The following is a 16795-nucleotide window of genomic DNA, read 5'->3' as shown; positions in this document are numbered from 1 at the left end:
TTAATAATGGCAGTGAAAAATCAAGTACAGCTTATTACATATCCAGATTCGTTAGGAGGAGACTTAAAGACTCTTAATCAAGTGCTTTTAAAACATTTTTCTGATATTTTTAAAGGCGGAGTTCATATTCTTCCTCCTTTTCCATCCTCAGGAGATAGGGGATTTGCTCCGCTAACTTATTTAGAGATTGAACCAAGTTTTGGCACTTGGGAAGATATCAGACAAATTGGAGAAAACTTTGATATATTAGTCGATTTAATGGTTAACCATATTTCGAGACAATCAGCCTATTTCCAAGATTTTCTTCAAAAAGGGCGAAAATCTGAATATGCCGATCTATTTATTACATTAGATAAACTTTGGGAAGATGGACAACCTGTTCAAGAAGATATTGATAAAATGTTTTTGCGCAGACCTCTTCCATATTCTACTTTTACTATTGAAGAAACTGGTGAAGAAGAGAAAGTTTGGACAACCTTTGGAAAAACAGATCCTTCTGAACAAATTGATTTAGACATTAAATCAAAAAAAGTAAAGCAGCTGCTTACAGACTTTTTTGTTAATTTTAAAGAACAGAATATAAAGATAGTCAGATTGGATGCAGTAGGCTATGTTATTAAAAAACTGGGCACAAGCTGTTTTTTCGTTGAACCAGAAATATATGAGTTTCTTGACTGGGTGATGGAATTAGCTGATTCACTAGACATTGAACTGCTTCCTGAAGTTCATTCCCATTATTCGATTCAATATAAATTAGCAGAGCATGGCTGTTGGATTTATGATTTTATCTTGCCATATAGAATTCTTGATACATTAATCAATAAATCAAGCAATGAATTGCTTGATTATTTAAAAAACCGTCCACATAAACAGTTTACAATGCTTGATTGTCATGACGGCATCCCAGTTAAACCGGATATGGATGACCTTATTGATACGAAAGAAGCGAAAGCATTAGTGGATGTTTGCTTAGAAAGGGGCTCTAATCTTAGTCTTATATTATCAGATGAGCATAAAGCGGAAGATGGATTTGATGTGCATCAGATTAGATGTTCTTATTATTCGGTCCTTAATTGCGATGATGATGCTTATTTAGCAGCAAGGGCAATTCAGTTTTTTGCACCAGGTGTTCCTCAAGTATATTATGTAGGACTTCTTGCAGGAGAAAATGATGTAGAAAATGTCCAAAAAACAGGTGAAGGCCGTGAAATTAACCGCCATAACTTTAGTTTGAAGGAAATTGAAGAGTTTCTAGGCAAAGAAGTAGTGCAAAGGCTGTTAAGGCTTATCCGTTTTAGAAATGAATATGATGCATTTAACGGAGCATTTGAAGTATTAGAATCTGCTGCAGATGAAATTTGTCTATCTTGGAAAAAGGATGACAAATACTGTACACTATATATTAATCTTCAGACAAATAAGTCTGTAATTGAGTATGTGAATGAATCAGGGGAAGAAGTACAATATGATATTTAAAAAATTCCCCAGAGGAGTTTTTTAAACATTTTGCGAAAAAAAAAGGCAAGGGGCATCAATCTTAAAGATTAGGCTGCTCCTTGCCTTTTATATGTTTAAGGATTTGTAGACCACATGCCAGCTGTTTTAATAAATACACGAGAGTTTAATTTTAACTGGGCTACCATAAATTCTGCCAAATCTTCAGGCTGCATTACTTTTTCTGGATTGCCATCTGTTAAATTTGTTTCGATTGCCAAATCAGTAGCAACTGTACTTGGTGTTAGTGCTGTTACACGAATATTATGTTTTCTCACTTCCAGCATCAGAGATTCTGTTAATCCTAATACAGCAAATTTAGAGGCACTGTATGCACTTGTAACAGGAGCTCCTTTTTGGCCGGCTGATGAAGAAATATTGATAATATCTCCTGATTTTCTTTCAATCATGCCTGGAAGAACCGCTTTTGTTACATAATATGTGCCAAGAAGATTTACTTGGATGATTTTCTCCCAATCTTCTGTAGAAACATCAAGGAATCCGCCAAACTTAGCCGTTCCAGCATTGTTGATCAAAATATCAATTTGTTTTAATTCGCTAGTTACATGGTTGACTGCCTCGATAACAGACTCGTTATTTGCAACATCTGCAGTTGCAATTGATACAGTTACACCATATTGTTTTACTTCTTCTGCTACTTTTTCTAAATTGGCTGATGTTAGTCCAATCAAACCAAGATGGACGCCTTCTTGTGCAAGGGCAATTGCAGTTGCACGGCCAATTCCTCGGCCAGCGCCTGTTATTAATGCTACTTTTCCTTTAAGTGATGCCATTTAAAACACTCCTTTATCAACATTAAATATTAATATAAAAGAAAATCTATTATAAATCTACTAAAGTGCATGAAAATAGGGAAAAGAAATGGCCTAGTTGTAGGGCACCTCTTTTCCCTGCTATTATTCTAAATTCGCGTGTTTTCCATACATTGTATTAGAATCCAGTCCCTTTTTCTCCATAAACTTTAAGATGACGCTGTCTAAAACAAGCAATAAAAGCTGTTCGAATAAAGAGCCCATTGGCTGAATAGTGGAAAAATCGCTGTCTGTTTTATCCTTTGGCGAACCTGGAAGTTTAATTGCATAATCAGCTAGGCTTCCAACAGTTGATTCAGGAAAGATAGTGACAGCAATTACTTTTCCGCCAATTGCTTTTGCTTTTTCGGCAATGGAAACAAGTCCTTTTGTTTCGCCAGAGCCTGTGCCGATGATCAGCAAATCTTCTTTTTCAAAGTTAGCTGTTACAGTTTCACCGACAACATAGGCATCAATGCCCATATGCATCATTCGCATCGCAAATGACTTTAGCATAAATCCAGATCTTCCGGCGCCGACAACCAGTACTTTTTTTGCAGAGAGGATACTGTCCACCAATTCTTCTAAATCATGATCAGATACAAGTTTGGAGGCTCGGTTCAGCTCTTTTATCACTTCTTGCATATAGTCAGTTGACTTCATAAATCTTAACCTTGCACGATAAGTTCTTTGAATTGAGATGCTGTTTCTTTTAAGTTTTCTTTGCCAGTAATTCCGCCGCCAACGATAACTAAATCAGGTTGAGCTGCAATAACCTCTGGTAATGTTTCTAGTTTGATTCCGCCTGCAACAGCAGTTTTTGCTTTTTTAACAACACTTTTGATTGCTTTTAAATCATCAAAAGAGTTTTTGCCTACAGCTTGCAGATCATAGCCTGTATGAACACAAATATAATCTATGCCAAATTCATCTAGTTCTTTTGCGCGTGTTTTAATATCTTTCACAGCAATCATATCTACAAGGATTTCTTTTCCTTGTTTTTTTGCTTCTGCTACTGCGCCTTTGATTGATTCGTCTTCTGCAACAGCAAGAATCGTTACGATATCTGCACCATATGAAGTAGCTTGGCTTACCTCATAACCAGCAGCATCCATAATTTTTAAATCAGCTAATACAGTTGTATTAGGAAATGCTTCTTTTACTTGTTTAACAGCATTTAAGCCTTCATTTATAACTACAGGTGTACCAATTTCTACAATGTCTACATATTCCTGCACTTGAGATACTATCTCTATTGCCTGTGGTATATTAACTAAGTCTAAGGCTAATTGTAATTTCATGGTTAGCACACTCCCTTTTTATGTTGGCATTTCGTTTATCTAAAATTAAATTGCTTATTTATACATTTTCTGTACAAAATTGATTATACGACTTATAATTCTTTTAAGTAAGTACGCACTTTTTTTTTATATAGTGTCAAAAAGTATACTATGTGATAGAAAAGGAATGGAGGTTTAATAATGGGAAGAATGGAAAATAAAGAATTTAATTGTGAAAAAGAATTGACATTGAGTATTATTGGAGGGAAATGGAAAATGTTGATACTTTGGCACTTAGGGCTAGAAGGAACAAAAAGATTTGGAGAGCTAAAAGCTTTAATTCCAGGAATTACACAAAGAATGCTTGTTAATCAGCTGAGGGAACTAGAAGAAGATCAAATTGTAAAAAGAGTAGTGTATCCTGTTGTTCCTCCGAAAGTAGAATACTCTCTGACAAAAGAAGGAGAAAGTTTAATGCCGATTTTGGAAAGTATGTATAAATGGGGAAGAAAGTATATAGATACAGTGTTAGATACTCCTCCTGCTATTAAAGAAACAAAATAATAGATAAAAAGGCTTTAGTTAATTTGAGAGAAAGTTTCAAGGCGATATAACCAAATGGTTGGATGTTTAGTGAAATGACATGATTTATTGCATCATCCAGTTGGTTATGCTATATTTTTATTAATAAATGCAAACGTTTGCATCTTAGCTGCGCTATATTTTTTAATACTTATGTAAAAACAGAAAGCGATAATGATTAAAAATTTAAAATTTATTTTATTATATAAATATTCTAAGTGATAAATTTTAAAAGGGGGATAAATGGTGGCTGTTACGATTAAAGATGTTGGAAAGGTGGCGAATGTCTCTCCCTCAACTGTTTCTCGAGTGCTTGCAAACCATCCAAAAATAAGTGAAGCAACAAAAAGAAAAGTTCGTGAGGCAATGGAAAAATTGGGCTATCATCCAAACTTGCAGGCAAGAAGTCTTGTTGTAAAATCAACTAATACAATCGGAATAGTTATGCCAAACTCCGCTGAATTAGCGCTTGAAAACCCTTTTTTTCCTGAAGTGCTGCGAGGCATCAGCTTAAAAGCAAGAGAAAGTCATTATGGAATATACTTGACAACAGGGGCATCAACTGACGAAATCTATCAGGAAGTAGTTCAAATGGTTCAAGGGAAAAGGGTAGATGGCATTATTCTTTTATACAGCAAAACCAATGATTACATCATGGATTATTTACTAAAAGAGCAATTTCCTTTTACTGTAATAGGAAGACCCTTTATTAATGCAGAGCGAATTACTTATGTAGACAATGATAATATTTATATAACGAAACAAATTACAGATTATTTATTGGGGCTTGGGCACACTCGAATTGCTTTTGTTGGTGCAAATATGGAAATGGTTTATACAATTGACCGATTACAAGGATTGCAGCAGTCGCTAGAACAAGCAGAAGTTTCTTTTGATGAACGTTTCGTTGTATATGATACTCAGCTAAAGAATGGAATGAAGGAACAATTTTCTAAACTTTTGCAGGATCCCCATCCACCAACAGCTATTGTTGCAGCTGATGATTTTGTTGCGATTGAATTAATCAGCTATGCAGAGGATTTGAAGATTGCTGTTCCAGAGGATATTTCAATTGTAGGATTTAATAATATTATCATAGGAAAATATATAAAACCTTCTTTAACAACAGTCGATATTAATATCTATCAGTTGGGAGTGGAAGCTGCAAAATACCTGCTTCAATTATTGAAGGAAGATGATTTTGTGCCAAGAAGAATTACAGTGCCAGCAAAAATAGTGGAAAGGAAATCTTGCTGCAGAAAAACAATGTAAAAAAAGATAATAATCAGGGTGAAACTAGTATGCTAGTTTCACCCTTTTTTATTATCTTCTTTTAGCTACCACTGCAATCGTGCAGCGGGAAATGCTTATTAATTGTTCTTGCTCGTCGAGAATTTTTGTTTCATAGACCATACTTGTCCGGCCTTTATGGATTACTGTTGCAATGGCAGTAACGGTTCCGTCTTTTTTAGAGCGAATATGATTAGCATTTATTTCTTGTCCAAAGACTGCTTCTGATTGCAGATCAACTAAGCTTGCTGCTCCTAAACTTGACACTGTTTCGGCGAGTGCGACAGATGCTCCGCCATGCAAGTAGCCAAATGGCTGTCTAGTGCGGTGATCGACTGGCATAGTAGCGATGCAAGTTCCATCTGCTTTTACCTCTTTTATTTCTATTCCTAATGCTTCCATCAATGTATTATTTATTTCAAACATTCAATTGGCCTCCAAAGCGTCTACTATATTTGCGATACATTATAGCATAAAGAAAAGGCATAAGGCATGAATCTACAGTTAAAAATATAAGAAATGTTATTGACATAAAAATCATTAATTAGTTAAAATGTTTAATAGTTAAATGTTTTAACTAATTAGTGGAGAGGCGGGGTCTTATCAGTAAATATAATATTAAAGAAGTAGTAGATCGTTATGTGGATATTAATTTTTCTGTAAATCGAAAACTGGATTATCTTATCCGCATGGAAATAGGAGATACCCTAACATGTGAACAGCATTATACAATGCGTTATATTAATCAGGCCACTTCATGTACATCATCTGAATTAGCTCAGGTTTTTGGAGTAAATAAAAGTGCAGTTACTTCTATTATTAATCGTCTGTTTGAAAGAGAATTGATTAATCGCACAAGAGATGAGAAGGATAGAAGAGTCATCTATTTAGCCCTTACAGAAAAGGGAGAATCTGTGTTTTTAAAAATGGAAGAACGTATTCAGCGCTTAGTAGAATCGATTATCAATCAATTTAATGACGAGGAAATCCAAACATTTTTGAAAACCTTTGAAAAATTAGATCGATTAATCGATGAGAGCAAAGAAATTCATGAGGAGGGGAATCAATGAGAACTATATTAAGGGGGAAATGGTTTATACCGATTATTTGGATTGCTGTCATTGTCGGTTTATTTATGGCAGCACCTAATATAGCTGATCTTGTGAGAGAAAAGGGAAAAGTTAGTGCACCAAGCACTTATAGTTCTTCTGAGGCAAGCAAACTCATAGAAGAGATTCAGAGTCAAAAAAGCATAGGAGACCAGTCTACGGTTGCTCTTGTGTTTTATGATGATAAAAAACTGACAGACAAAGAAATAATAGAAGCCAAAAAGGCAGTAGAAAAATTAGAAAAAAATAAAAAGCAAATAGGAATTACAGATATATTAACACATTTTAAAGATGAAAATTTAAAAGACCAACTTGTAGCAAAAGATGGAAAAACAATTCTTGTTTCTCTTTCTGTCAGCTGGAATGACAGGGAAGCAGAAGAATTAAATACTCTTTTATATAAGGAAATTAAAGAGTTTAATGTAGAGCATTATTATACGAGCAATTGGATGATTGATCTTGATTTGACGAAAAGCTCAGAAGAAGGACTAAAGAAAACAGAAGGAATTACGGTTGTTTTTATTTTGGCTGTTTTATTAATCGTTTTCCGTTCTGTTGTGGCTCCACTAATTCCCCTTATAACAGTTGGAGTTTCTTATTTGGCTTCGCAATCGATTGTAGCAATATTAGTAGATCAATTCAACTTTCCGATTTCTAATTATACGCAGATCTTTTTAGTAGCTGTATTATTTGGGATAGGTACAGATTATTGCATTCTTTTAATATCACGCTTTAAAGAAGAACTGCAGCATGAGGAAAGTATTGTGGAAGCAATAGTGGAAACATATAAAAATGCGGGACGAACAGTATTCTTTAGTGGTATTGCTGTTATGATAGGATTTGCAGCCATTGGTTTTTCGCAATTTAAATTATATCAATCTGCATCAGCAGTAGCTGTTGGGGTTGCTTTATTGCTAATTGCTCTGTTTACGGTTGTTCCATTTTTTATGCTTGTATTAGGTCATAAGATTTTTTGGCCATCAAAAGGTGCAGCAGGTCATAATGATAGTAAATTATGGGGAATTGCAGGTAGATTTTCATTAAAACGTCCCCTTATTGCCTTAGCGATTGTAGGGATTGTATGTGTGCCATTTCTTGTTACATATGATGGAAAGCTCTCGTTTAATTCATTAGATGAGGTGGGAGGTGATGTTGCTTCTATTAAAGCATTTAATGCAATTGCTGATAGCTTTGGACCTGGAGAAGCGATGTCAACAACTGTTGTGATAAAAAATGATGAAGAAATGAATTCGGCAGAATATATGGCTTTAGCAGAAAATATCAGCAAAGAATTAGAAAAAGTGAAGCTTGTGGATAAGGTTCGATCGGTTACACGACCAACAGGGCAGCCAATCGAAGAGTTATACTTATCGAAACAAGCTAAAGACTTAGAAGAGGGACTTGGGGAAGGCAAAGAGGGCATTGATAAGATTAAGGAAGGGCTCGATGATGCTGGAAGCGAGCTTTCTAAATCAACTCCACAGCTCAATAGCGCAACAGATGGCATTAATGATTTAATTAGCGGTACATCTGATATTCAATCGGGATTAGCAGAAGTTCAGACGAATTTAGGGAAAATAGAAGACGGAATTCGTCAAGGAGCAGCAGGATCTGATCAAATTATTAAAGGGCTGGAAGACGCAGAGTCGGGGGCAAATCAATTATTGGCGGCACATAAAAAGTTAAAGCCAGGTTATGAGAAAATAGAAAATAATTTAACGACAATTGTATCTCAATATCAAAAATTAGGTGCAGGAGTGGAAGAATTATCAAAAGGTATCAATCAAATTCCTGGAGAATCCTTTACTTATTTAGAACAAAAATATGCTGGTTTAAATGAAGAAACAGCTTACCAAGGGATTAAACAAGGAATCTTGACCACACAAGAGCAGCTGCCGACGATAGCAGCAAGCATTAATCAATTAAATGACGGCCTGCAGCAGCTTCAATCAGGGATGACAGAAGCAAATAATGGCTATAGTGAAGTGCTGAAAAATCAAGCATCACTTGGTTCAGGTTTAGAGCAGCTAATTGCTGGAATAAAAAAACAACAAGCTGCTTTTAATCAATTGGCAGATGGACAAGGCACCATTGTTTCGAATATGCCGAAGTTAACCAATGGCTTAAATGATGTAAATGATGGGCAGAAACAATTATTAAAAGGTTTTGGCAGCATCGGCAGCCAAATTGGTGAATTATCAGATGGGCTTAATCAGAGTGCCGAAGGATTAGATAAGGTTTCAGAGGGGATAGGATCAGCAACAGATTATTTATCTGGTTTATCGGAAAATGACAAAGACAGCTTTTATTTGCCGGAAGAAGTACTAAAAAGCAAAGATTTTGCGCAATCAATTGATACGTATTTGTCAAAAAATCGCAAGTTGATGACATTTGACATAATATTTGCTGCAAATCCTTATTCAAATGAAGCAATGAATCAAGTCGATGATATCAAAAATACAGTAGAGCGTGTGACAAAAGGAACAAAATTAGAGAACGCCAAAGTGGCAGTAGGCGGGATTACCAGCACTAATGCAGATTTGCGGACAATGTCTAATCAGGATTATTCTAGAACGGTTGTTTTAATGCTTGTTGGCATTTCGATTATTTTAATCTTTTTATTCCGCTCTATTATTATGCCAGTTTATATTATTGGATCTTTAATTTTAGCTTTTTATACAGCGATGGGAATAAATGAAGCAATTTATGTGAATTTAATTGGGTATACGGGCATCAGTTGGGCAGTACCGTTTTTTGGATTTGTTATTTTAATAGCCTTAGGTGTTGATTACAGCATTTTTTTAATGGATCGATTTAATGAGTATCGTGATTTGTCTATAAAAGAAGCGATGCTAGAAGCGATGAAAAAAATGGGAACCGTTATTCTTTCAGCCGCGGTAATCTTAGGTGGGACATTCGCTGCCATGATGCCTTCAGGAATGCTTTCATTATTGCAAATTGCAAGCATTGTTCTAATTGGTTTAGCTTTATATGCGTGCATTATTCTGCCGCTGTTTATACCAGTTATGGTCAAAAACTTTGGTGAAGCAAATTGGTGGCCCTTTAAGAGACCAAACAATTAAAAAGTTGCATAAGGAAAAAAGCATCGGCCGCAATGGACCGATGCTTTTTTAGATTTTATTTTTTTGATTTAACTTACTATGTCTGTATCCGTATAGGAAATAAATCACTAATCCAATCACTAGCCAAACGCCAAAGCCCTGCCATGTAAATGTGCTAAGCTGCAGCATTAAGTAAAAGCAGAATATAATAGCGAGTGCTGGAACAAAAGGAACGAGCGGCGTTTTGAATCCCCGCTTTAAATTTGGCTGTTTTACTCTTAATACAAGAATTCCAAGGGAAACGGCTGAAAAAGCAAAAAGTGTGCCGATATTTGTTAATTCAGCCAGTTGATTTAATGGCACAAATCCTGCAAAGATTGCTACTAAAGCAGCGGTAACCCATGTGCTTACAATCGGAACCTGTCTTTTTGGACTAACTTTTTGCAGTTTTTTTGGAAGCAGTCCATCTTTGCTGATTGCATAAAATAAACGGGTTTGTCCAAACATCATTACCATTAGCACAGTTGTTATTCCGATAATTGCACCTAATGAAACAAAACCAGCAGCCCAATTTTGATTAATGAAATTTAAGGCAAAAGCAACTGGATCTTTAACGTTTAATTCTGTATATGGAACGATGCCAGTCAATATTAATGAAACAATAATATAAAGAATAGTACAGATCGCTAATGCAGAGATAATTCCAATCGGTAAATTTCGCTGCGGGTTTTTTACTTCTTCTGCAGCAGTCGAAACAGCATCAAAACCGAAATAAGCAAAAACAACAACAGCAGCCCCAGTTGCTACTCCCGAGAAACCATAAGGTGTAAATGGCACCCAGTTATCTGGTTTTACATACCATACTCCAACAACGATAAATAATAAAACAACAGCAATTTTAATAATAACCATTATAATATTTAATTTGGAGGATTCTTGAATGCCGCGAGTCAATACTAATGTAATGATAAAAACAATAAGAATGGCAGGCATATCAACAAAGGTTCCTGCTTCTGGATTGAAAGCGCTTGTCATAAATGTAGGAAGATGAATGCCAAATCCACTTAATAGTCCTTGGAAATAGCCAGACCATCCGCTTGCAACAGCAGCAGAAGCCAATCCGTATTCTAACACTAAATCCCAGCCTAATATCCAAGCGATAATTTCGCCAAATGCAACATAACTATATGTGTAGGCACTCCCTGACTCTGGAATCATAGAGGCAAATTCTGAGTAGCATAAAGCAGCAAATGTACAGGCTAATCCTGCTATGATAAAGGAAAGAATAAGCGCCGGTCCTGCATATTCAGCGGCAGCCACTCCTGTTAAAACAAATATACCTGTTCCTACAATAGCGCCGACACCAAGCATAGTTAAATCAAAAGCGCCTAACACTCGATTTAAAGGGGTTGAAGTGCTTGTAGCAACAGCCTTTTTACGAAATAAATTCATATGATCCTCCTGTTGTAGATAAATGTTGAAAATTATCAAATAATGTAGAAAAAAGAAATAACTTTGTTAGTTTACTAACTTTTAAATAACTTGTAAAGAAGCTATTTAGTATATTGAGAAAATTTTTTCTATAGCATTATTCATTTGTATTCAAGGGAGACATTATTCATAGTTATGCTTTCTTTTCAAAAAAGCATAAAGTTAAATATCGAGGAGAGAGGCTTTTTTCTTTTTTGCAAATTTTGTCGGAATTTAAGGAAATATACCTTGTTATTTTAATGGAATTCGTAAATAATGAGGGAAAAGGAATAGATAGCATAAATGAAAGTTTGCTACATATTGTATATAGTATTCAAAAATTGTCAGGGGTCTTATAAATGGATTATTTGTCAAAACTTGTCCTGAACAAGGATGTAAAACGATTTTTTATTCTTCTTTTTTTTGTCGGTATTATTTATGCTGTCAGAAGCATGATTAATCTTATTTTATTTACATTTATTATTTCCTTTTTAATGGATCGATTTGTAAATGTATTTGCCACTCGAATTCCAATAAGACGAAATATTATTGTAGTTGTTTTATATTTTTTTGTAATTGGAGTTTTAGTATATGGCATTAGCGCTTATTTGCCTGCCGTCATAGTGGAGATTACTCAGCTAATCAGGCGCATTATAAATTTTTATATGCAGCCCCATGATAACATTGTGTTTAATTATGTTGTGGATATTATAAAAAATTATCAAATTTCATCCTATTTACACCAAGGGTTTGCTTTTTTGGTGCAGTACTTTTCTGGTATTGGGCAAATTAGCGTACAATTATTTATGGCAATGGTCTTAAGTTTTTTCTACTTATTGGAAAAGAATAAATTAAGGCAGTTTTTGCAATATGTTGAGCGTAGTAAGATTTCAGCTCTATACTTTGAATTTCGATATTTTGGAGAGAAATTTGCGGGGACATTTGGAAAAGTAATTGAAGCCCAATTTATGATTGCATTATTTAATACGGCATTAACAACATTAGTGTTATATTTTTTAGGTTTTCCTCAATTATTTGGTATAGCGATAATGATTTTTATTTTTGGGCTTATTCCAGTTGCAGGTGTGATTATTTCTTTTATTCCGTTGGCCACAATTGCGTACACTTTAGGTGGAGTTCCCCAAGTGATAACAATTATAATATTAATTATTATTATACATGCATTGGAAGCATATATCTTGAATCCAAAATTAATGTCTTCTAAAACAGATTTGCCCGTATTTTTTACTTTTATAGTTCTTATTTTTTCAGAAAACTTTTTTGGTGTATGGGGTCTAATTGTAGGCATTCCGATTTTTATTTTTCTTTTAGATGTTTTAGAAGTGAAAAACGTACGTACCAAAAAGGGCAATCGCAAAAAGTAGATAAAGTTGTTAACAGCATTATAGTAAAGGAGTATTCCATATCGAAAGGGGAACAGAAGAAATGAGCCCTTTGAGGATTAGTCATGGACTCTTTACAATATATAATGCAGTTAACAGCTTTTTCTAATTCCAGTATGCAAGTCTTTTCCGCATGTTAAAATCATTTTTTGATATGACACGATATAATTATCTAATGTTTGACTTATTTGAATCGTGTTGGTGCTTTGAAAGCCCTCTTGTAGACCAATTTCAATTAACTCTTTTCTTAAACGTTGAATATGGACCAACAAATTATTAGCTTCTCTGTTATCTAGTGGAACAGTCATCAAAATTAACTCCCTTATAAAGTGAAACTTCAGTCAGTAAGAGTTTTTTCTTCGCCGCTGAAAAATAGACATCGTTGCGAATTGTATTTGTGTTCGTTTAGGTTTGTGTAATTGCTGGCTTTTACAGTTACACTCATTTGTCTGACTTAGACTTCCTTATTATTCCTTTTCATTTTCAAGTATGAAGATCTTTTTGCCCCTTTGAATAAGGGGTACTTTTAGGATGTTACCAAAAAAATGTAAAAAATTAAAGATTTTTACTTGATTTTTTATGTGTTTTATTAAAATGATTCTTTGTGACTAGACAAAAGAACGATGTGATTGTGAAAAAATTAAAAAGTGGTATTATATATGAGGGAAATAGCCAAAACTTTTTTAGTGAGGTTTTGAAAGATTGAACTTATCTGTGTTTATACTAATTTTGGTTATTGATAGAAGGAGAAATGCATGATAGTTGGTATATTTATATTTTTGATTGGTTTAATTCCTATTGTATTAGCAATTGGCACTTTTAGGTTGTTTAATGGTTCTAAATTTTCCATTGCTTTACTAATTTACATGCTATTTATTAGCATTTGGCAATTGTCTGTTAGTGTATTATATTTTCCAACACTGCTATCAGAAGAGGTTGCTTTATTTTTGTTTCGTCTTTTCCGTATGGGACCTACCTTTTCTGTTGCCATCATTTTTTATCTTGTGATCATCATATTGGATAATAATAAATTAGATCAAAACACTCCTCACTTTTCTATCAAATTGCGGCATTGTCTATTCAATAGAAAAGTTTTTTATTTTTATGTTGTTTGGAGCATATTTGTATATGTTATGAATTGGACATCCCTTGGCATTCAAGGTTTAACTATTGTAAAAAATAAAGTGTTCGGACTTCATTTTTATTTTCCAGTCTATGGATCTTTTAATACTGTCTACTTTTTTCATATGACTATATTTCTTTTATTTTTGTTTTGTTTGATCATTGTAGCAAAGCAAGTTGAAAATCATTATGTACAAAGATTTTTACGGGCATATGCCATTTATTCTCTTTTATTGTTTTTTTCTGGTTTTCTTAATTTTATCCCAGAAACGGGGATTTTATTTAGCAGTCTTGGAATTGTATTATTTGCCAGCATGATTATTTTTGAATTTATCAAAATGAATATAGATAAAACAAATCAATATAACGGCTTGTTGGAAAGGCAGAAGAAATTAGATTATGCAGGCAGTTTATCAAGCAGCCTTATACATGAAGTCAAAAATAACGTGCAAGTCATTAGAGGCTTTCACAAACTAATAAAAGAAAATACAGTTCTTGATCAGAAAAATGAAGAGTTTTTTGACCTAGTGGATAAAGCATCCTACCAGCTTAAAGAAATTGTAGAGAATTATTCACTTTATATGAAACAAGCACAACTGACTTTTGCAATGGAAGATGTTAACGCACTTTTAGAAGAAGTAGTGGAAATGGTGAATGAAAGTGCTAAAGAATATAGAGTTACTATTAAACTTTATTACCTGCAAAAAAACATAAAGGCGTATATAAATAAGCCGAATATTCAGCAAGTGTTTATTAACCTTATAAAAAATAGTATCGAGGCCATTCCTCCTGAAAGAACAACAAGAATGATTTTAATTACGGTAGGTGAGATGAACGAAAATGTTGTGATAACATTGCATGATAGTGGAACAGGCATTGAAATTAATCAATTAGAAGAGGCTTTTAATCCATTTACGACAACAAAAGAAAAAGGGATGGGACTGGGGCTTGCTTTTGTGAAGAAAACTATTTTAGAACATCGAGGAGATATTCGCATTAAGGAAAGTTCTTCAAATGGGACGGAATTTGAAATATTGATTCCTTTATATGCTTTGGCGGAATAAAAAAACGATTCTTATTTTTGGTAAGAATCGTTTTTTTTTATTATAGGAAAACCACAATAAGAATAACCGCTAGTACAATACGATAAATCGCAAATGGCAATAGTTTGATTTTATCAATTAATTTTAAGAAGAAACGAATGGATATAATCGCAAAAATAAAAGCGCTGATAAACCCTGCAATAAAGAAAGGCAGTGCATCCATTGTGATATATTGCCAGTTTTTAAGCAATGAGATAAAGCTCGCACCAGCCATAATCGGCACAGCCATAATAAAGGTAAAGTCAGCTGCAGTACGGTGGCTTAACCCAAGCAATACCCCTCCAGAAATAGTAGATCCAGAACGGGAAAATCCTGGCCATAAGGCAATACATTGGAACAGGCCAATTAAAAAGGCTTGGGTGTTTGTAATCTTGTCTACTGTGTCAATTGCTGCATTTTTTCTTCGTCTTTGCACAAAATCAGCAATGATCATTAAAACGGCTCCCACAATCAACGCGTATACTACAGTATGAATGGTAAATAAATGTTCATCGATATAATCCTCAAATAATACACCTAATATTCCAGCAGGAAGCAATCCAATGATAATTTGCACTAAACTTAATCGGTGTCCTTTTTTTCGAACGCCATTAATTTCTTTTTTTAAGCCTAAAATATTTAAAAAACGATCTTTAAATAAAATGACAACCGCTAAAATAGATCCTAGTTGAATAACGACTTTGAAAGTATTCGCAACTGGTTCGGAAAAAATTTCCTTTGATTTTAATAATAAATCATCAACAATAATCATATGTCCTGTAGATGAAACAGGAGCAAACTCTGTCAGTCCCTCCACTAGCCCTAATATAACCGCAACAATAATATTCCATAATTCGTTCAAACTATTCACTCCTATTAAATCTTGTAGTTTCTATATGTATATTTGTTAATTTCGGCTTTATGTCCTACCATATCATAACAAATTTATGGTGAAAGAAAAACTCCCAATTTCAGAGAATAGGTTCTTTCCTTTTCCACTTAATATAAAACGAAAAGATTCATTAAGAAGTTTCACATTTTCAAAATATTGTTTTAAAAAGTGTTTTGGAAATAGAGATTCATTTTGTATGATTAATGCATAAATAAACTTTTAAAAAGGAAGATGATTTTGAAAAAACAAGGAATTATTACTATTGGGGATGCCTTTATTGATTTTTTTTCTACAACCAGCAAAAACAATTCGTTTGAAAAGAAGCTTGGTGGAGCAACTGTAAATGTTGCTGTACATATTAGTCGGTTTCAAATACCTAGCTATTATCTGACAAAGCTAGGAACAAAAGAAGATAGTCTATTTGTAAGAGAAGAAATAGAAAAAGAAGGAGTTCGTTTAAAATATAGCGTAATTGATTGTAATAAGGAATTAAGTGCTGTTCATATTCATACAGGCATGAACGGGGAAAGGCGTTTTCATTCATACAGTAACAACACACCAGATCTTGTTATAAAGGAACAAGACATTACGTTGGATGCTTTCCATAATAAAAAAATATTTTATTTTGGATCTGGTACACTTTTTCATCCGGAAGCAAAAAAAGCGACAGAAAGGGCATTAAATATTTCTAAAAAAATGAATTTGCTAGTGAGTTTTGATGCTAATATCAGGCTGCAAAGATGGTCAAGTGAAAAAGAGTGCAGAAACGTCATTAAAAGTTTATTCCATACTATAGATATATTGAAACTATCGGAAGAAGAAGTGCTATTTCTTTTTGAGGTAGATACTCTTAAAGAAGGTTTAAAGAGATTAGCGGAATATCGTATTCCTGTTGTTTTTATTACGATGGGAGACAAAGGTGCATATGGTTTGCTGCCTGATTCATTGGTTCATCAAAAGGGGGAAATAATGGAAGCAATTGATACGAATGGAGCAGGAGATGCTTTTATGGCAGCTATTCTTTATTGTATCCATGAAAGTGGGATGCCAACTACAGCAGAAGCCTTAAGCCAGTGTTTAATAATTGGAAATATTTTAGGAGGGAAGGTAACTGAACATATAGGATCATTGCCTTTATTAAATGATTATCGCCAAATAATCTCTTCTAACATGGACTAATGGATTTTTTCACCTGAA

At 34.1% G+C, this 16795-nt stretch carries 15 protein-coding genes; 8 read left to right on the top strand and 7 right to left on the bottom strand.

Annotation, left to right across the window (positions count from 1 at the left end):
* The first annotated feature begins 6 nt into the window (after positions 1–6).
* Positions 7–1476 carry a sucrose phosphorylase gene (gtfA, locus tag NCCP28_RS13120; RefSeq protein WP_248561872.1) on the top strand — a complete coding sequence of 490 codons (1470 nt, stop codon included), beginning with the start codon at positions 7–9 and terminating at the stop codon, positions 1474–1476.
* A gap of 95 nt (positions 1477–1571) precedes the next feature.
* On the opposite strand, the gene NCCP28_RS13115 is transcribed toward gtfA, so the two are convergent.
* From NCCP28_RS13115 to hxlA, 3 genes are all read right to left on the bottom strand, one after another.
* Positions 1572–2288 carry a 3-ketoacyl-ACP reductase gene (locus NCCP28_RS13115; protein ID WP_248561871.1) on the bottom strand — a complete coding sequence of 239 codons (717 nt, stop codon included), beginning with the start codon at positions 2286–2288 and terminating at the stop codon, positions 1572–1574.
* Positions 2289–2411: 123 nt separating this feature from the next.
* Positions 2412–2969, bottom strand: a complete 558-nt coding sequence (gene hxlB / locus NCCP28_RS13110) for a 6-phospho-3-hexuloisomerase (protein ID WP_248561870.1) — start codon at positions 2967–2969, stop codon at positions 2412–2414.
* A gap of 5 nt (positions 2970–2974) precedes the next feature.
* A complete protein-coding gene (hxlA, locus tag NCCP28_RS13105; protein ID WP_248561869.1) occupies positions 2975–3607 on the bottom strand; it encodes a 3-hexulose-6-phosphate synthase in 633 nt (210 codons plus the stop codon).
* A gap of 180 nt (positions 3608–3787) precedes the next feature.
* Between hxlA and hxlR the strand changes: the two genes are divergently transcribed.
* Both hxlR and NCCP28_RS13095 read left to right on the top strand, forming a co-directional pair.
* The gene (gene hxlR, locus NCCP28_RS13100) at positions 3788–4150 is read left to right on the top strand and encodes a transcriptional activator HxlR (protein ID WP_248561868.1); all 363 of its coding nucleotides are present in this window, start codon (positions 3788–3790) and stop codon (positions 4148–4150) included.
* A gap of 264 nt (positions 4151–4414) precedes the next feature.
* Complete coding sequence (locus tag NCCP28_RS13095; protein WP_248562196.1) at positions 4415–5440, top strand: LacI family DNA-binding transcriptional regulator; 1026 nt, start codon at positions 4415–4417, stop codon at positions 5438–5440.
* 51 nt (positions 5441–5491) lie between these two features.
* Here the strand turns inward: NCCP28_RS13095 and NCCP28_RS13090 are convergent, their stop codons facing one another.
* Complete coding sequence (locus NCCP28_RS13090) at positions 5492–5884, bottom strand: hotdog fold thioesterase (protein ID WP_248561867.1); 393 nt, start codon at positions 5882–5884, stop codon at positions 5492–5494.
* 215 nt (positions 5885–6099) lie between these two features.
* On the opposite strand from NCCP28_RS13090, the gene NCCP28_RS13085 reads away from it, so the two are divergent.
* Together NCCP28_RS13085 and NCCP28_RS13080 are read left to right on the top strand one after the other, a co-directional pair.
* Positions 6100–6528: a MarR family winged helix-turn-helix transcriptional regulator gene (locus NCCP28_RS13085; RefSeq protein ID WP_309296629.1), complete on the top strand. Its 429-nt coding sequence runs from the start codon at positions 6100–6102 to the stop codon at positions 6526–6528.
* On the top strand, positions 6525–9650 hold the full coding sequence (locus tag NCCP28_RS13080; protein ID WP_248561866.1) for an MMPL family transporter: 3126 nt from the start codon (positions 6525–6527) through the stop codon (positions 9648–9650). The genes NCCP28_RS13085 and NCCP28_RS13080 overlap by 4 nt, the downstream gene beginning before the upstream one ends.
* A 48-nt stretch (positions 9651–9698) precedes the next feature.
* On the opposite strand, the gene bcaP is transcribed toward NCCP28_RS13080, so the two are convergent.
* Positions 9699–11081 carry a branched-chain amino acid transporter BcaP gene (bcaP, locus tag NCCP28_RS13075; RefSeq protein WP_248561865.1) on the bottom strand — a complete coding sequence of 461 codons (1383 nt, stop codon included), beginning with the start codon at positions 11079–11081 and terminating at the stop codon, positions 9699–9701.
* Between the two features lie 377 nt (positions 11082–11458).
* On the opposite strand from bcaP, the gene NCCP28_RS13070 reads away from it, so the two are divergent.
* The gene (locus NCCP28_RS13070; RefSeq protein ID WP_248561864.1) at positions 11459–12484 is read left to right on the top strand and encodes an AI-2E family transporter; all 1026 of its coding nucleotides are present in this window, start codon (positions 11459–11461) and stop codon (positions 12482–12484) included.
* Positions 12485–12594: 110 nt separating this feature from the next.
* On the opposite strand, the gene NCCP28_RS13065 is transcribed toward NCCP28_RS13070, so the two are convergent.
* Positions 12595–12810, bottom strand: coding sequence for an aspartyl-phosphate phosphatase Spo0E family protein (locus NCCP28_RS13065; RefSeq protein ID WP_248561863.1), 216 nt, complete (start codon positions 12808–12810; stop codon positions 12595–12597).
* Between the two features lie 447 nt (positions 12811–13257).
* Between NCCP28_RS13065 and NCCP28_RS13060 the strand changes: the two genes are divergently transcribed.
* Positions 13258–14688, top strand: coding sequence for a sensor histidine kinase (locus tag NCCP28_RS13060; protein ID WP_248561862.1), 1431 nt, complete (start codon positions 13258–13260; stop codon positions 14686–14688).
* Between the two features lie 40 nt (positions 14689–14728).
* Here NCCP28_RS13060 and NCCP28_RS13055 read toward each other — a convergent pair whose 3' ends face one another.
* Positions 14729–15568: an undecaprenyl-diphosphate phosphatase gene (locus NCCP28_RS13055; protein ID WP_248561861.1), complete on the bottom strand. Its 840-nt coding sequence runs from the start codon at positions 15566–15568 to the stop codon at positions 14729–14731.
* Between the two features lie 267 nt (positions 15569–15835).
* Between NCCP28_RS13055 and NCCP28_RS13050 the strand changes: the two genes are divergently transcribed.
* A complete protein-coding gene (locus NCCP28_RS13050; protein ID WP_248561860.1) occupies positions 15836–16777 on the top strand; it encodes a carbohydrate kinase family protein in 942 nt (313 codons plus the stop codon).
* The last annotated feature ends 18 nt before the right edge of the window (positions 16778–16795 follow it).

It is taken from the genome of Niallia sp. NCCP-28, from assembly GCF_023168165.1.
In the GTDB taxonomy this organism is placed as follows: Bacteria; Bacillota; Bacilli; order Bacillales; family Cytobacillaceae; genus Niallia.
This window is presented reverse-complemented; position numbering and strand designations above follow the sequence as displayed.